We start from the raw sequence: 14,031 nt of genomic DNA, 5'->3' as shown, positions 1-14,031 counted from the left end.
AAAAATGGCTGTACCAAAACATATTGTTTATAGAATAAGAGAAGCAAAAGAGAAGCAGCTTAAACAGTTAGATTTAAGCAGGGCTTTGGTTTCGTACGATGGTGAACAGTTAACTGAAATCCTAACTGAAGTTTTTAATTTACCACAGTTGGAAGTATTGAATTTAAGCTTTAATGACTTAACAACAGTCCCAGAATCCATTGGAAACCTAACTAACTTAACCCAGCTTAATTTAACAGGTAATAAATTAACGACAGTCCCAGAATCCATCGGAAACCTAACTAACTTAACCCAATTTAATGTAACAGGTAATAAATTAACAACAGTCCCAGAATCCATCGGAAACCTAACTAACTTAACCCAGCTTAATTTAAAATATAATAAATTAACAACAGTCCCAGAATCCATCGGAAACCTAACTAACTTAACCCAGTTAGATTTTGGTAAAAATCAATTAATAACAGTCCCAAAATCTATCACTAAACTTACCAAATTAACCCAGCTTGATTTAAGCGATAATCAATTAACAACAGTTCCAGAATCCATCGGAAAGCTAACTAACTTAACCCAGCTTGATTTGGGCAGTAATAAATTAATAACAGTCCCAAAGTCAATCAGTAGGCTTACCAAATTAAACCAGCTTAATTTAAGCGATAATAAATTAACAACAGTCCCAGAATCCATCGGAAACCTATCTAGGTTAACCGAGCTTAATTTAAGCGATAATAAATTAACAACAGTCCCAGAATCCCTCACCAAGCTTACCAACTTAAACCTGCTTGATTTAAGCGATAATAAATTAACAACAGTCCCAGAATCCCTCACCAAGCTTACCAACTTAACCGAGCTTGATTTAAGCGATAATCAATTAAAAACAGTCCCAGACTCCATCACCAAGCTTACCAAATTAACCCAGCTTGATTTAAGGATAAATCCCCTTGAAACTCCACCAATAGAAATTGCAAAAAATGGTATTGAAGCAATCAGAGATTATTTCCGACAACTGAAAGAAGGAAAAGATTATATCTATGAAGCAAAACTCCTGATTGTCGGTGAAGCAGGTGCTGGAAAAACAACACTAGCCAAAAAGATAGAAAACCCAGACTATCAACTACAGGAAAACGAAAAATCTACCGAAGGAATTGACATTATCCAATGGGAATTTCCACTGGATAACGGTCGAGAATTTCGGGTTAATATCTGGGACTTTGGGGGACAAGAAATTTATCACGCCACCCATCAATTCTTCCTGACCAAACGTTCCCTTTACACCCTAGTAGCAGATACCAGGAAAGAAGACACAGACTTCCACTACTGGCTTAAGATAGTAGAACTCTTAAGCGACAACAGTCCTCTCTTAATTATCAAGAACGAGAAACAAGATCGTCATAGAGAAATAAACGAGCGCGCCTTACGGGGACAGTTTACCAATCTGAAAAAAACCCTAGCAACCAACCTAGCGACTAACCGAGGTTTAGAGGATATTCTTACCCAAATTAAATTTGATATTAGCAACCTCCCCCACATCAAGGAAGCAGCTTTACCTAGAACATGGAAACAAGTCCGAGAAGCTTTAGAAGAAGATAGCCGTAATCACATCAGTCTGGAGGAATATCTAAGGATCTGCTCAAAAAATGGGTTTACTTTATACAAGGATAAATTACAGTTAAGCGGGTACCTACACGATCTGGGAGTGTGTTTGCATTTTCAAGATGACCCTCTGTTAAAGAAAACGGTGATTCTCAAACCGGAATGGGGTACTGATGCTGTATATAAAGTGCTGGATAACGATGACGTTAGTCGCAATCTAGGTTGCTTTAACCGCGCTGATTTAGAAAAAATTTGGTCGGAAGAAAAATATGCTTATATGCAGGATGAACTGCTACAATTGATGATCAAGTTTCAACTTTGCTATCTAATCCCTGGGAGGAAAGATAGCTACATCGCGCCACAACTACTAACGTTAAATCAACCTAAGTATGATTGGGATGAATCTGACAATCTAATTCTCCGCTATACCTATGAATTCATGCCGAAAGGTATTATTACTCGGTTTATTGTAGTAATGCATAAGTGGATTTACCAGCAGCAATATGTGTGGAAAAGTGGTGTTATTTTAAACAAAGATAACACCAAAGCAGAAGTAATTGAATCTTACGAACAGCCAGAAATTAAAATTAGAGTTACTGGTAGACATAAACGAGACTGGTTGACTATTGTTACTAACGAACTAGATAAGATCCATGAGTCTTATAACCGATTGAGGTGTAGTAAGTTAATCCCCTGTAATTGTTCTACTTGTAAAAACAGTCAAAATCCTCATTTCTATGAATTTGATAAATTAAGAGAGCGGATTGCTTATGGTGAGCATACGGATAAATGTGATATTCCTCCCTATAACACAGTTGAGGTATCAAGTTTAATTGATGATTATGATATAGATTTAGGGAAGATCACACCAGATCTCCAACCACCTACTAATAATAAGCCTGAACCCGACCCACGACCTACACCGAACCCCAGAAATGGGGAATGGACTCTCTCAAATAAACTTGCTCTGATCAGCATAATAGCGACCTTATTTGTAGGATTAGGGGCTTGGCTGTTTGGCGGACTTCTTAATGACAAGGTAATAGAATGGTTTAGTCCAGATCCAGCAACACAACAAGAGCAACTAGATGAATCCTAGGGTGGGCAGTGTCTAGCAAGGGGCTTTTTAAGAGGATATATATTCAGCACTGCCCAGCCTACATAAGCTAGATGAATCGTAAGGTGGGCAGTGTCTAGCAAGGGGCTTTTTAAGGTGATCCCTATTCAGCACTGCCCACCCTGACAATTTCTCCTAAAATTACCTCCCCAAAAAAAATTTTTCAAAACCCTTGAAAAATTAAACTATAATCATTACAATAATCATTATAAACGTAATTGAGTTTTTTAGTCATGTCTACAGACTTTATTCCGAATCAAGACAATAATGCTGATGATTCTAAGCCGAAGAAAAAACGTATTAAGTATATTAAGGGTTCTCCTGAAGCAGTAACTAATACTATTTACGGCCTTTATGTACTGGGGTATGCAGATGTTTCCGAGTGGAGCCCTTTGCAGCCGACGGGTATTCCAGGGGAAGTAATTAGTTTTGCAACCAAGTATCGGACTTGGCGTTAATAGGTTAAATTTCTGGGGGGGTTTCCCCCCCCGGTCAAAGGATCCGATTTGTTCGCGTAGGATCACATGCGGATTGATTCGGAAACTGATAGATATGACATAGGGTTTACAGCAGTGAAATAGCCGTGGATAGTATTTCTACGGCTATTTTTTTTGGTTTTAATTTAATGGAATTGGGAAGTGCGATCGCGCCCCGCGTGGCCAACGGCCAATCCGATCAGATTCCGATTGGGGCTACACCGATGGTGGGCAGTGCCTAGCAACGGGCTTTGTCAGCTGATCTGATCTGTATCAAGCACTGCCCACCCTACATGAACTATTTATATATAGTGCAACTTATTATCTTAGCACTATTGATAACTACTATCCTGCCCCGGGTCTTTAGACCGGAGAGTGTCAACATAGACTTGTCTTAAATTTGTCAGATGATAGTCGTGTTTTAAGATTGAGCTGTCACGAACGTTGTACTTAATCTCTTCTAGGAAGAGCAGTTCAACCACGGACGGAGCCAATTCGGGGTTGTCCATGGCAGTTTCAAACAGCCAGTTGGTGTCGCGGCTCAAAAAGAAGTCCAACATAGTAATTTAGTAATCAGTAAGATGCACCTGTGTGATCAGCTGTGCGGGTATACACAGCTGCTAATGGTTTATCTCATATTTGTAAAAAATCCGGAAAGAATGTGCTGGATATACGAAGATGGCAAAGAAACTGGGAAATAGCTGGAGCCTCTAAACTTAGCTTATTCTTGAACAAGTTTTAATTAGCGATGGGCTTGAATTGGGATGATTGGTTTTTGCCAAAGAGTGCGATCGCGTAGCGTGGCCGTAGGCCAATCGCGTTTGAATTGGGATATTGGTTCTGGTGCGATCGCGTTTGAATTGGAATGTTGGTTCTTGGTACTGGTGCGTTCGCGTAGCGTGGCCGTAGGCCAATCGCACTGCTGGTAACAGTGTTCTAGTTCAGATGAACCTAACTGAATACCTGCGTTCGCGTAGCGTGGCCGTAGGCCAATCGCCTTTGGCTGTGCGTAGCGCATCCCAGGGGTGGGACGGTAACAGGGTTACAAGAACACCTATGTGACCAAGTAAATTTATTCCTACGTAAGTATTTCCGGAATCCTGATTCATCGACTGTAGTTTACATCGAGGAGCGATTCGGCCTTCATTCAACTATATATAATTATCGCTAATGAAAGCTAAAAAAGTTCTGAGACGATATGCAGCAGGACAACGGGATTTCCAAGGGGTAAATCTTAGAGGTCAATCGTTTCAGGAGAAAGACCTTTCAGGAGCAGATTTTAGTTACGCTGATATTCGAGGAACAAATTTTAAGAATGCTATTCTAAAGGAAACTCAGTTCTGTAAGGCAAAGGCTGGATTACAAAAACGGCAGGTAATTGTTCTTCTGTTGGTTTCCTGGATAACGTCAGGACTATCAGGAATTATTTCTTTATTGGGTGGGGTGTTAATAACGTCAATATTTGTGTCTAGCAAGGTAGAGGTACAAATTTTCGGCTGGATAGCACTGGTTGTAATAATTGTCTTATTTTTTGTTATCCTTCGTCAAGGCATCGGAGGAGCCGTAGCTTTCGCCGTAGCCTTAGCCGTAGCTTTAGCCGTAGCTTTAGCCGTAGCCGTAGCCGTAGCCAAAGCTGTAGGCGTAGCCTTAGCCGAAGCCGCAGCCGGAGCCTTAGCCGAAGCCGTAGCCGTAGCCTTTGCCGTAGCTGTAGCCTTAGCCGTAGCCTTCGCTGTGGCCGTAGCCGTAGCCGAAGCCTTAGCCTTAGCCGTAGCCGTAGCCGTAGCCGTAGCCTTAGCCGTAGCCTTAGCCGAAGCCGTAGCTTTCGCCGTAGCCGTAGCCTTAGCCGGAGCCGGAGCCTTCGTTTTACTTGGCACTTACCTGGGCTGGCGTGCTCTAAAGGGGGACCCCAGAGATGCCTGGATTCGCACTATTGCTATTGCTTTTGCTGCCACAGGAGGAACAAGTTTTTACAAGGCTAACTTAACCGATGCTGATTTTACGGGAGCTATTCTTAAAAGTACAGATTTAAGAGAGGCTAATCTTACTCGTACTTGTTGGAAAAATACTATTAAGCTTGACCGAGCTAGACCTGGTAATACTATCTTAGCTGATACGGCTGTTAGAAAATTATTGGTTAGTGGTAATGGTTACAATAAGTCTTATGTTAATGGTAATCTTAGAGGTACAAATTTAAAAGGGGCTAATTTAAATAAGGCTAATTTAAAACTGGCTGATCTTAGCGAAGCAACTTTAGAGGATGCTAATTTAGAATGGGCTAATTTAACTAAAGCTAATTGCGTTGGTACTGATTTTACCCATGCTTATCTTACGGGAGCTTGTTTAGAAGCGTGGAATATTGATTCAACAACTACCTTAACTAAGGTTGATTGTCGGTTTTTATTTTTACTAGAGAATCCCAATGATATGGGAAGTCGAGAGCGTCGTCCCCATGACTTTAATCGGGTTTTTGAACCAGGGGATTTTGACAAGCTTTATAAGCAGATTACGAATACGGTGCAGATTCTTCTGCGTAATGGGGTTAATCCAGAAGCATTTCGTCAAGCCTTTCAAAAATTAATGGCGGAAAATCATGAAATTACTGGTGATTCGATTCAAGGAATTGAGAGGAAGGGAAATGATGTTTTACTTACTTTGGAAGTTCCAGAATCAATAGATAAGGGTAAGGTTGAGAGACAATTTTTGGAAAGTTATGATAATGCTAGGTTGGAAGATGCTAAAATAATTGCTTTTCTAGAGGGTAAATATGAGGCTAACAATCGCTATGTTCATAACTTCAAAGATGTTATAGACGCTTTGATCAGTAACCAGTCATCCAATTCTATAGTCAAAGTTATAAATAAAGCTGAAGCGGAGAATAATATGTCAGATAATTCACGTAATTTTAATATAGACCAAAGGCACGCTATTAATGCTAATGCTCCGGTCGCAACAGGCGACAACGCTACACAAAATATTGAGAATAATAATGCGACACCAGAGCAAAAACAAAGCCTAGCCGAAGCAGCAGCTGAAATCCAGCAACTTCTAAACCAACTATCCCAGAGTAATCCCACTACAACAAGTCAAGAAAAGATGATAGTTGTCAGTGAAGTTGTTGACCAAATTGAGAATAACCCAACCCTAAAAGCTAAGGTTATCAATGCCCTGAAAGCAGGAGGAGTGGAAGCTTTCAAGGAAGCCCTAGACCATCCTTTAGTTAACATTTTGGTAGCTACCATTGAGGGATGGGGGGAGGCTTAGGGGTAAGCTATCAGTTATCAGCTATCAGTTATCAGCTATCAGCTATCAGCTATCAGCCATTCGCGTAGCGTGGCCCAAAGGCCAAGGCCAAGGCCAACAGCTGACGGCTGACCGCTGACCGCTGACCGCACCTCAAGTAGCGCATATCCTTACATATGTAAGTAAAATGGAGACAAACAAAGCAACTTTTAGACACCCTCATGAATTCAAAAACTAGCTTGATCGCTCGCATTACTCAAACCCCTGGTCAGTGTGGTGGTCGTCCCTGCATTCGAGGGATGCGAATTCGAGTTACCGATATTTTAGAAATGTTGGCTGAAAATGTTAGTGTTACTGAAATTTTAGAAGATTTCCCCGATTTGGAACTCGCAGATATTCAAGCTTGTCTACTTTTTGCTGCACGACGCACTGATTTTCCCAGACTGACAGCATTAGGTGCGCTTTCCGTTGGCGAATTAAATTCGCCACGGGTCGCACCTGAAGATTTGGATTGATGCTCAATTGCCTCCAACATTAGCAAATTGGCTGTCAACCACTTTTGGCTTAGAGGCTTTTGCTCTGCGAGACTTGGATCTTCGAGATGCTCATGATATCGAGATATTTGAAGCTGCACGATCTCAAAACGCTGTTATTATGACCAAAGATAGTGACTTCATCGATTTAGTATGTCGTTTGGGAACACCTCCTCAAATTTTGTGGCTAACCTGTGGTAACGTCACAAACCGCAACTTACGGCAATTACTAAGCGCTACTTTGCCTGATGCTTTAGAACAGTTGCAGCAAGGAGAAATGATTGTGGAAATAACCAATACTCCCTAAATTAAGATTGATACGGTCTACCCTAGAGTTAACCACCCAAAAACTTCCTCAACTGTTAGTTCTAACTCTACTCCATTGAGAATCGGTAACGTAGACGTTGCTGAAAGAATTTCCAATCGTTGAGTCTGATCGATCACGATAATACTTTCTTCTTCCGGATCAATTAACCATCCTAGTTCAGTTCCGTGACGCAAACAGTGGATCAGGTTGCTCAGGACTTTGGTTTGTCTTTGGTCTGGGGAAAGAATTTCGATTGCCCAATCTGGAGATATTTCAAAGCGGTTGGCAATTTTGCCAGTTGGTTCAATGGGGATGTTTTCCCAACGAAAGACTGTGATGTCGGGAATAATTGATTGACCCCCAAAGGTACAGCGCAATTCGGGAAAAGCCTTGGCAATTTTGTTGGGATTAGCGACTCGATTGATAGCTTGACACAACTCAATCTGAAGCAGACTATGTTGGCCTTGTGCCATGGGCTTAATCACGATTTCCCCATTAATAAATTCTGATCGGGGTTTGGTTTCTGGGAGTTTGAGGAACTCCTCTAAGGTTAGGGGTGGAGTGGCAGTGGTCATATATAGCGGTTTTGAATTAGGTGAGGTACTTTTTTTTAGGGAGCAGGGAGCAGGCAAGAGGCAAGAGGCAAGAGGCAATAAGTAAAAAATTATGTGTACCTCGTAGCTATGAAAAACGCTATAGTTTCTATGTTTATTGAGATGGTGGGTTACATTATAGTAACGTACCCTAAAAGATGGCTAGGGTGGGCAGTGCCTAGCAACGGGCTTTGTAAGGTTATCTGTATTAAGCACTGCCCACCCTAGGTGAACTACCTCCCGTTAATTAGCTGACGGCTGTTCGCACCTCAAGCAGCGTGGCCATTCGCGTAGCGTGGCCAACGGCCAAGGCCAAGCGTGAGCCTTTGGCTCACGGCTGATAGCTGTTCGCGCAGCACCTCAAGTAGCGCATATGCTTACATACAACCTAGAGGGGCGCTTGTCGCCCCTCTAGGAATAAATTAGATTAAATTAGAGTAAAATAAGATTTTTTTTGACAAAAGAGGAAAAAATTATAACAAGTAACTTCAATCAAATTTTATAAATGATTGACGCTCTTTATTTAGATGAACAGAACGATTTAATTAATATTGTTAGACATAGACAAATTGAACAAAGAAGAGAAGAAATCACTGTTAATATTACTAAAGCTCACCAATAATATCAACAAGGTAACGTTTTTCGGGGTACAGTTGATGATGTTATCGCCGAATTAAACAATGACTAATTTAATTTTAACTTCATCATTTAAACGAGCTTTTAAGGCAATCATTAAACGTGAACCGAATTTAAAGCCAAAAATTGAAGCAAAATTAAGATTACTGGCTGATAATCAGCATAATCCTAATAGCTATTAAAAATGCTATAGTTTCTATATTTATTGAGAGCGTTACATTATATTAACGTACCCTACTGGACTCCTGAGATCTGGCACCATTGTGATTAATCCGATGGTGGGCAGTGGCTACCAACGGGCTTGGTCAGCTAATCTGATCTGTATCAACCACTGCCCACCCTACATCAACTCCCCATCTCCCCATCTCCCCATCTCCCCAAACGCCCGCCCCCTGGTAACTTTTACTACCATTGCAGAAAAATTATAAAGTTTTGTAAATAGCTGCGTAACTTCTCTGAGTGACCCAGACAAATAAATAGAACAACTTGGTACAATAAGTTGAATATCATACCCCTTCTCTAAAAGGGATGCAACAAAAGATTGTCGGGTTATTAGTAATCGATGCTCGGTAAAATTACCGCTATTATCAATTGCAAATTACCAATTACCAAAAGGCAGTAAAACGTTGTTGCAGGCTGACAGGATAATTGATATCCAAACCAAACCAAACCTTACTGTAGTCACCATGAAAAAAATACCAGAGTTAGGCAAATGGCCCAATCTATTACTATTACTCAAGACGAAATTAAAACTTGGTTAATTGATCAGTTAGCTGAGCGTCTGGAAATGGAACCAGCTGATATTGATATTAATGAGCCTTTTGATAACTATGATTTAGATTATAGCCAGGCTTTGATTTTGCTGGGACGGTTATAAAAGTGGCTTGGACGTGAATTTAATCCAGTCTTAATTTTTAACTATCCAACAGTTGAATAACTTGCTCAGCGCTTAGTTCAAGATTCATAGTTTTAACAATAAATCGGAGCATTACAATTTGGAAAAAGTATCATGAAAAAATGCTGTTCTCTCTAGTATTGCAATTGATTGGTTTAGATCCTAGATTGACAGCAATGGGATGCTCCCCAATAACTTTAGTCTTGACTATTACACGCCACACATAAATTGACTAATCAATAAGACTCAATTTCAAGACTATTACGTTGTAATTAAAAGGATTTTTAACATGGAACCAATTGCAATAATTGGCATCGGGTGTCGTTTTCCTGGTGCCGAAAATCCAGAGGCTTTTTGGCAATTATTATGTGATGGAGTCGATGCCATTACTGAAATCCCCAAAACCCGTTGGGATCTCGATGACCTCTATGATTCTGACCCAGATACTCCTGGCAAAATGAACTCTCGCTACGGGGGCTTTTTGCCCCAAGTAGACCAGTTTGACCCCCACTTCTTCGGCATCTCCCCCCAAGAAGCCACTGCCATGGACCCCCAACAACGGCTATTGCTAGAGGTGGCTTGGGAAGCCCTGGAAGATGCAGGACAGGTGCGAGACCACTTGGCTGGCTCCCGAACTGGAGTATTTGTGGGAATTTCCAACAATGATTACAGCTACACTCATCCAGAGTATTCCACTCAGCCCCAAGGATACGATCTGACCGGTAATGCCTTGAATATTGCCGCTGGTCGCCTTTCCTATTTATTCGACTTTAAAGGCCCTGCGATCGCAATCGACACCGCCTGCTCTTCCTCAATGGTTGCAGTTCACCTGGCCTGTCAGAGTCTTTGGACTCGAGAGTCTACCTTGGCTTTGGCTGGGGGTGTGAATATTATCCTGTCACCCATTGGTCACATTGCCCTAAGTAAGCTAAAAGCCCTGTCTCCCGATGGTCGCTGCAAAGCCTTTGATGCCAAAGCCAATGGCTACGTTCGCAGTGAAGGAGCAGGTTGCATTGTCCTCAAGCCCCTATCCCAGGCATTAGCTGATAATGACCCGATTTACGCCACTATCCGAGGCAGTGCGGTTAACCACGATGGTCGTAGCAAGGGACTGACGGTTCCCGATGGTTCAGCTCAAGAAGAACTGATCGCTCAAGCCTTAGACAATGCTGGCGTAGCACCCTCGGAAATTAGCTACATTGAAGCCCATGGTACTGGCACACCCCTGGGAGATCCCATGGAAATGATCGCCCTCGCTTCCGTGCTTGCCACTGATCGTCAGGAGGGAAACTATTGTGCTGTCGGAGCAGTTAAAACCAATATTGGCCATTTGGAAGCTGCTGCTGGCATTGCTAGTTTAATCAAAGTTGCCTTATCCCTCAAACATCAACAACTACCCCCCAGCTTGCACTTTGAAGACCCTAACCCCGATATTCCCTTCGATACTCTACCGCTACGGGTTCAGCAGACTCTAAGTCCTTGGCCTGAGGAGTTTGGTTTAGCCAAGGCTGGGGTCAGTTCCTTTGGGTTTGCCGGTACTAACGCCCATGTGATCTTAGAACAAGCTCCTGAATCCTCCCAAGTCCCGGATCAGACAAGACCCCTCAAGCCACCCTACTTACTACCGCTCTCAGCCCATAGTCCAGAAGCGGTCAAATCCCTGGCTCAGGCTTATCAAGACTGGTTAGCCACTAGAGATATCGACCCTACCTTATTAGAGGACATTTGCTACACCGCTAGTGTCCGGCGCACTAACCATCAACACCGCTTAGCTGTGGTAGTTAACTCCCCTGAAGACGCGAAGGAGCGCCTGCAAGATTTACTCCAAGACCCCTCAGATGTTGACCTAGCTGGTGGTAGTGAAGGGAACAACCACCCCCCGAATCTAGTTTTTGTTTGCTCTGGTCAGGTGCCTCAATGGTGGGGGATGGGACGAGAGCTACTGCAATCGGAACCAGTATTTCGAGGGGCTATAGAGGAGTGCGATGCCCTGATTCGCTCCCAGGCTAACTGGTCATTGTTAGCGGAGTTAACAGCGGACGAGTCTGAATCCCGCCTTGGGGAAACGGAAATTGCTCAGCCTGCTATTTTTGCCCTACAAGTTGCCCTGGCTCGGCTGTGGCGTTCTTGGGGCATAGAGCCAAAAGCAGTGGTGGGTCACAGTTTAGGTGAAGTTGCAGCAGCTCACATTGCTGGTACTCTGAGCTTAACCGATGCTGTGAAGTTAATTTGCGATCGCGGTCGCGTGATGCAGCAAGCCACAGGCAATGGCAAGATGGCAGCATTGGAACTCTCCGTAGCGGATACAGAACAACTGTTGTCTGAATACGATCCTATTTTCGAATCGGCAAACCCCAACCTAGGCATCGCAGCAATTAACAGTCCCACCTCAACGGTGGTGTCTGGAGAGTCTACAGCAATGGAATTATTCCTTGAATTCCTGGCACAGCGGCAACGGTCGGTGTTATGCCAATTGCTGCCAGTGAATTATGCCTTACATAGTTCCCAAATGGAACCATTTCAAGAGGAATTGGTGCAGACACTTGAAGGGATCGAACCCCAGCCAGAAACTATTCCCATCTACTCTACAGTTACCGGTAGCTCTAGTCAAGGTTCAGCTTTCGATGCTATCTACTGGGGGCAAAATATCAGGGAAGCTGTCCGCTTTGCTCCAGCTATTGAAGCGCTAGTGGAAGCTGGTCATACCATCTTCTTAGAAATTAGCCCTGACCCTGTCCTTTCCGGATATATTGCTCAAACCCTCAACCATCTCGATCAAGCGGGGGTTGTCTTACCCTCCCTACGCCCTAGTCAGGGGGAACGGGCCACCATGCTCACCTCTCTAGGTAAACTCTACACCCAGGGCTTTACAGTCGCGTTGCATAAACTATTCCGATCTTCCAATTCTCGGGTTGTGAGTTTACCCTGCTACCCTTGGCAGAAAGAACGGTATTGGGTCGAGCAGAAATCTCAAACACCATCTCAAACACCACTACCGAACTTGTTGGTAGGGGAAGAGCAACAGGAGGTTACCCCAGAGTCCCTGACCGATTCCCTGGTCGAGGATTCCCTGTACGAGATTCAGTGGCAACTTCAAGAGCGTACACCCGAAGCAGAAACTCAGGCCACTGAAGCAACTGAGCCTGGTCAATGGGTGATCTTTGCGGATTACGGTGGCGTAGGACAGGCATTAGCAGAAAATTTGCGATCGCATGGTCACAGCTGTTGCCTGATTTATCCAGGTGAAGTTGACCAAAGCCTACCAGGAGGACTTGGAACCATCAACCCTGCTGATCCCAATCATTTTAAGCGGCTGTTCCAGGAAATTCTTGGAAATAATCCATTGCCCTGTCATGGAGTAATTCATCTGTGGAGTCTAGAGACTGAACAGTCTGAAGCACTCACACCATCCTCTCTCGAAGAGTCTCACGTATTGAGTTGTGGAAGCGTACTGCACCTAGTTCAGGGACTAGTTCAGGCACTGGTCAATACTGGTAGTTCAACCTTACCGAAATTGTGGTTAGTAACCTCTGGCAGCCAAGCAGTGGAAGCCAACCCTGCTCCGGTAGCACTGGCTCAAGCCTCTTTGTGGGGCATGGGACGAGTAATTGGCCTAGAACACTCTGAAATTTGGGGAGGGCTACTGGATTTAGACCCATCTATATCTGATAATTCTGATAATTCTGATAATTCTGATCATAAGGGTGCTACGCAACAGGCCATGGCTCTGTTCTCAGAAATTTGCCAGGGAGACGGGGAAGACCATGTAGCATTCCGCCAGGGACAACGCTATCTGGCTCGCCTGGTATCTAGCAAACCCACTCAAACGGAATGTTTAACAGTGCAGGCTGATGGTATCTACCTGATTACTGGTGGCTTGGGCAGTTTAGGACTCCGGGTTGCCCGGTGGATGGTTGAACAAGGGGCAAAAAACCTAGTGCTACTAGGACGCCGAGAACTTCCACCATCAGATCAGTGGGCAAGCTTACCCCAAGACAGTGAGTCTTGGAAACGGGTTAACGCGGTTAAAGAACTCAAAGCCATGGGAGCCAAGGTGATTGTGGCTCAGGCTGATGTCAGTAATCAGGATGAGATGTCTGAGGTATTTGAACACTTGCGTAATACTCAGATTCCCCTCAAAGGTGTTATCCATGCTGCCGGGATTGAAAATTATCAGGAGATACAAGGGATGGACCTGAATGTATTTCAGGCTACCCTGCAACCTAAAGTAATGGGGGCATGGCTGCTCCATCAACTTACCCAAGAGATGAACCTAGACTTTTTCGTCTGCTTCTCCTCGATTGCCTCCCTGTGGGGCTGTCAGGGAAAAGCTGATTACGCTGCTGCTAATGCTTTCCTGAATGCGATCGCACATCATCGTCAAGCCCTAGGATTACCTGCTTTGAGCATCAATTGGGCACCCTGGTCTGGAAGTGCCATGGTGTCTGAACAGGTCAAGACCTTATTGAAGCGCATAGGAGTAGACCCATGGCAACCAGAAGAAGCCATCACCATTTTGCCATACCTTCTGGGGTCCAACAGCCCTCAACTAATCGCTGCTAAGTTCAACTCGGATGTCTTTAAAAAGAAGTTATCCAAGTCCTAGTTTGGATCCATCATTCTTCCCCAAGGGGCAAAGATGGA

11 protein-coding genes and 2 pseudogenes are annotated in these 14,031 nt (G+C 43.6%); 10 read left to right on the top strand and 3 right to left on the bottom strand.

Features of this window, described 5'->3' with window-relative positions; translation table 11 throughout:
* The first annotated feature begins 4 nt into the window (after positions 1-4).
* The 3 genes from F6K64_RS18245 (at position 5) to F6K64_RS18235 (ending at position 3,425) form a co-directional block, all read left to right on the top strand.
* Positions 5-2,689 carry a COR domain-containing protein gene (locus F6K64_RS18245; protein WP_287265965.1) on the top strand — a complete coding sequence of 895 codons (2,685 nt, stop codon included), beginning with the start codon at positions 5-7 and terminating at the stop codon, positions 2,687-2,689.
* A 251-nt stretch (positions 2,690-2,940) separates the two neighbouring features.
* On the top strand, positions 2,941-3,165 hold the full coding sequence (locus tag F6K64_RS18240) for a hypothetical protein (RefSeq protein ID WP_008188571.1): 225 nt from the start codon (positions 2,941-2,943) through the stop codon (positions 3,163-3,165).
* A gap of 125 nt (positions 3,166-3,290) precedes the next feature.
* Complete coding sequence (locus F6K64_RS18235) at positions 3,291-3,425, top strand: hypothetical protein (protein ID WP_008188569.1); 135 nt, start codon at positions 3,291-3,293, stop codon at positions 3,423-3,425.
* A 90-nt stretch (positions 3,426-3,515) separates the two neighbouring features.
* Here the strand turns inward: F6K64_RS18235 and F6K64_RS18230 are convergent, their stop codons facing one another.
* Together F6K64_RS18230 and F6K64_RS18225 are read right to left on the bottom strand one after the other, a co-directional pair.
* Positions 3,516-3,728, bottom strand: a complete 213-nt coding sequence (locus F6K64_RS18230; protein WP_131827246.1) for a hypothetical protein — start codon at positions 3,726-3,728, stop codon at positions 3,516-3,518.
* A gap of 197 nt (positions 3,729-3,925) precedes the next feature.
* Positions 3,926-4,201 carry a hypothetical protein gene (locus F6K64_RS18225; RefSeq protein WP_008188565.1) on the bottom strand — a complete coding sequence of 92 codons (276 nt, stop codon included), beginning with the start codon at positions 4,199-4,201 and terminating at the stop codon, positions 3,926-3,928.
* Between the two features lie 152 nt (positions 4,202-4,353).
* Here F6K64_RS18225 and F6K64_RS18220 point away from each other — a divergent pair, with 152 nt between their 5' ends.
* The 3 genes and pseudogenes from F6K64_RS18220 to F6K64_RS18210 all read left to right on the top strand — a co-directional run bounded on the left by F6K64_RS18220 (position 4,354) and on the right by F6K64_RS18210 (position 7,263).
* The gene (locus F6K64_RS18220) at positions 4,354-6,444 is read left to right on the top strand and encodes a pentapeptide repeat-containing protein (RefSeq protein ID WP_287265964.1); all 2,091 of its coding nucleotides are present in this window, start codon (positions 4,354-4,356) and stop codon (positions 6,442-6,444) included.
* A gap of 200 nt (positions 6,445-6,644) precedes the next feature.
* Positions 6,645-6,875, top strand: a pseudogene (locus F6K64_RS18215) (DUF433 domain-containing protein); the annotation flags it as partial.
* A 46-nt stretch (positions 6,876-6,921) separates the two neighbouring features.
* Positions 6,922-7,263: a DUF5615 family PIN-like protein gene (locus F6K64_RS18210; protein ID WP_502708047.1), complete on the top strand. Its 342-nt coding sequence runs from the start codon at positions 6,922-6,924 to the stop codon at positions 7,261-7,263.
* Between the two features lie 17 nt (positions 7,264-7,280).
* On the opposite strand, the gene F6K64_RS18205 is transcribed toward F6K64_RS18210, so the two are convergent.
* The gene (locus F6K64_RS18205) at positions 7,281-7,838 is read right to left on the bottom strand and encodes a Uma2 family endonuclease (RefSeq protein ID WP_287265960.1); all 558 of its coding nucleotides are present in this window, start codon (positions 7,836-7,838) and stop codon (positions 7,281-7,283) included.
* A gap of 523 nt (positions 7,839-8,361) precedes the next feature.
* Here F6K64_RS18205 and F6K64_RS38950 point away from each other — a divergent pair.
* From F6K64_RS38950 to F6K64_RS18190, 4 genes and pseudogenes are all read left to right on the top strand, one after another.
* A pseudogene (locus F6K64_RS38950) lies at positions 8,362-8,544 on the top strand (hypothetical protein).
* Positions 8,537-8,674, top strand: a complete 138-nt coding sequence (locus F6K64_RS18200) for a plasmid stabilization system protein (RefSeq protein ID WP_287253763.1) — start codon at positions 8,537-8,539, stop codon at positions 8,672-8,674. The pseudogene F6K64_RS38950 and the gene F6K64_RS18200 overlap by 8 nt, the downstream one beginning before the upstream one ends.
* 530 nt (positions 8,675-9,204) lie before the next feature.
* Positions 9,205-9,369 (top strand): hypothetical protein, encoded by a 165-nt coding sequence (locus F6K64_RS18195; protein WP_008188552.1) that lies wholly within the window; start codon positions 9,205-9,207, stop codon positions 9,367-9,369.
* Between the two features lie 307 nt (positions 9,370-9,676).
* The gene (locus F6K64_RS18190; protein ID WP_287265959.1) at positions 9,677-13,993 is read left to right on the top strand and encodes a type I polyketide synthase; all 4,317 of its coding nucleotides are present in this window, start codon (positions 9,677-9,679) and stop codon (positions 13,991-13,993) included.
* Positions 13,994-14,031: the final 38 nt, after the last annotated feature.

The sequence above is a fragment of the Moorena sp. SIO3A2 genome (assembly GCF_010672265.1).
Taxonomy (GTDB): domain Bacteria; phylum Cyanobacteriota; class Cyanobacteriia; order Cyanobacteriales; family Coleofasciculaceae; genus Moorena; species Moorena producens.
The sequence above is the reverse complement of the archived record's forward strand: the minus strand, read 5'-3'. Positions and strand labels throughout refer to the sequence as shown.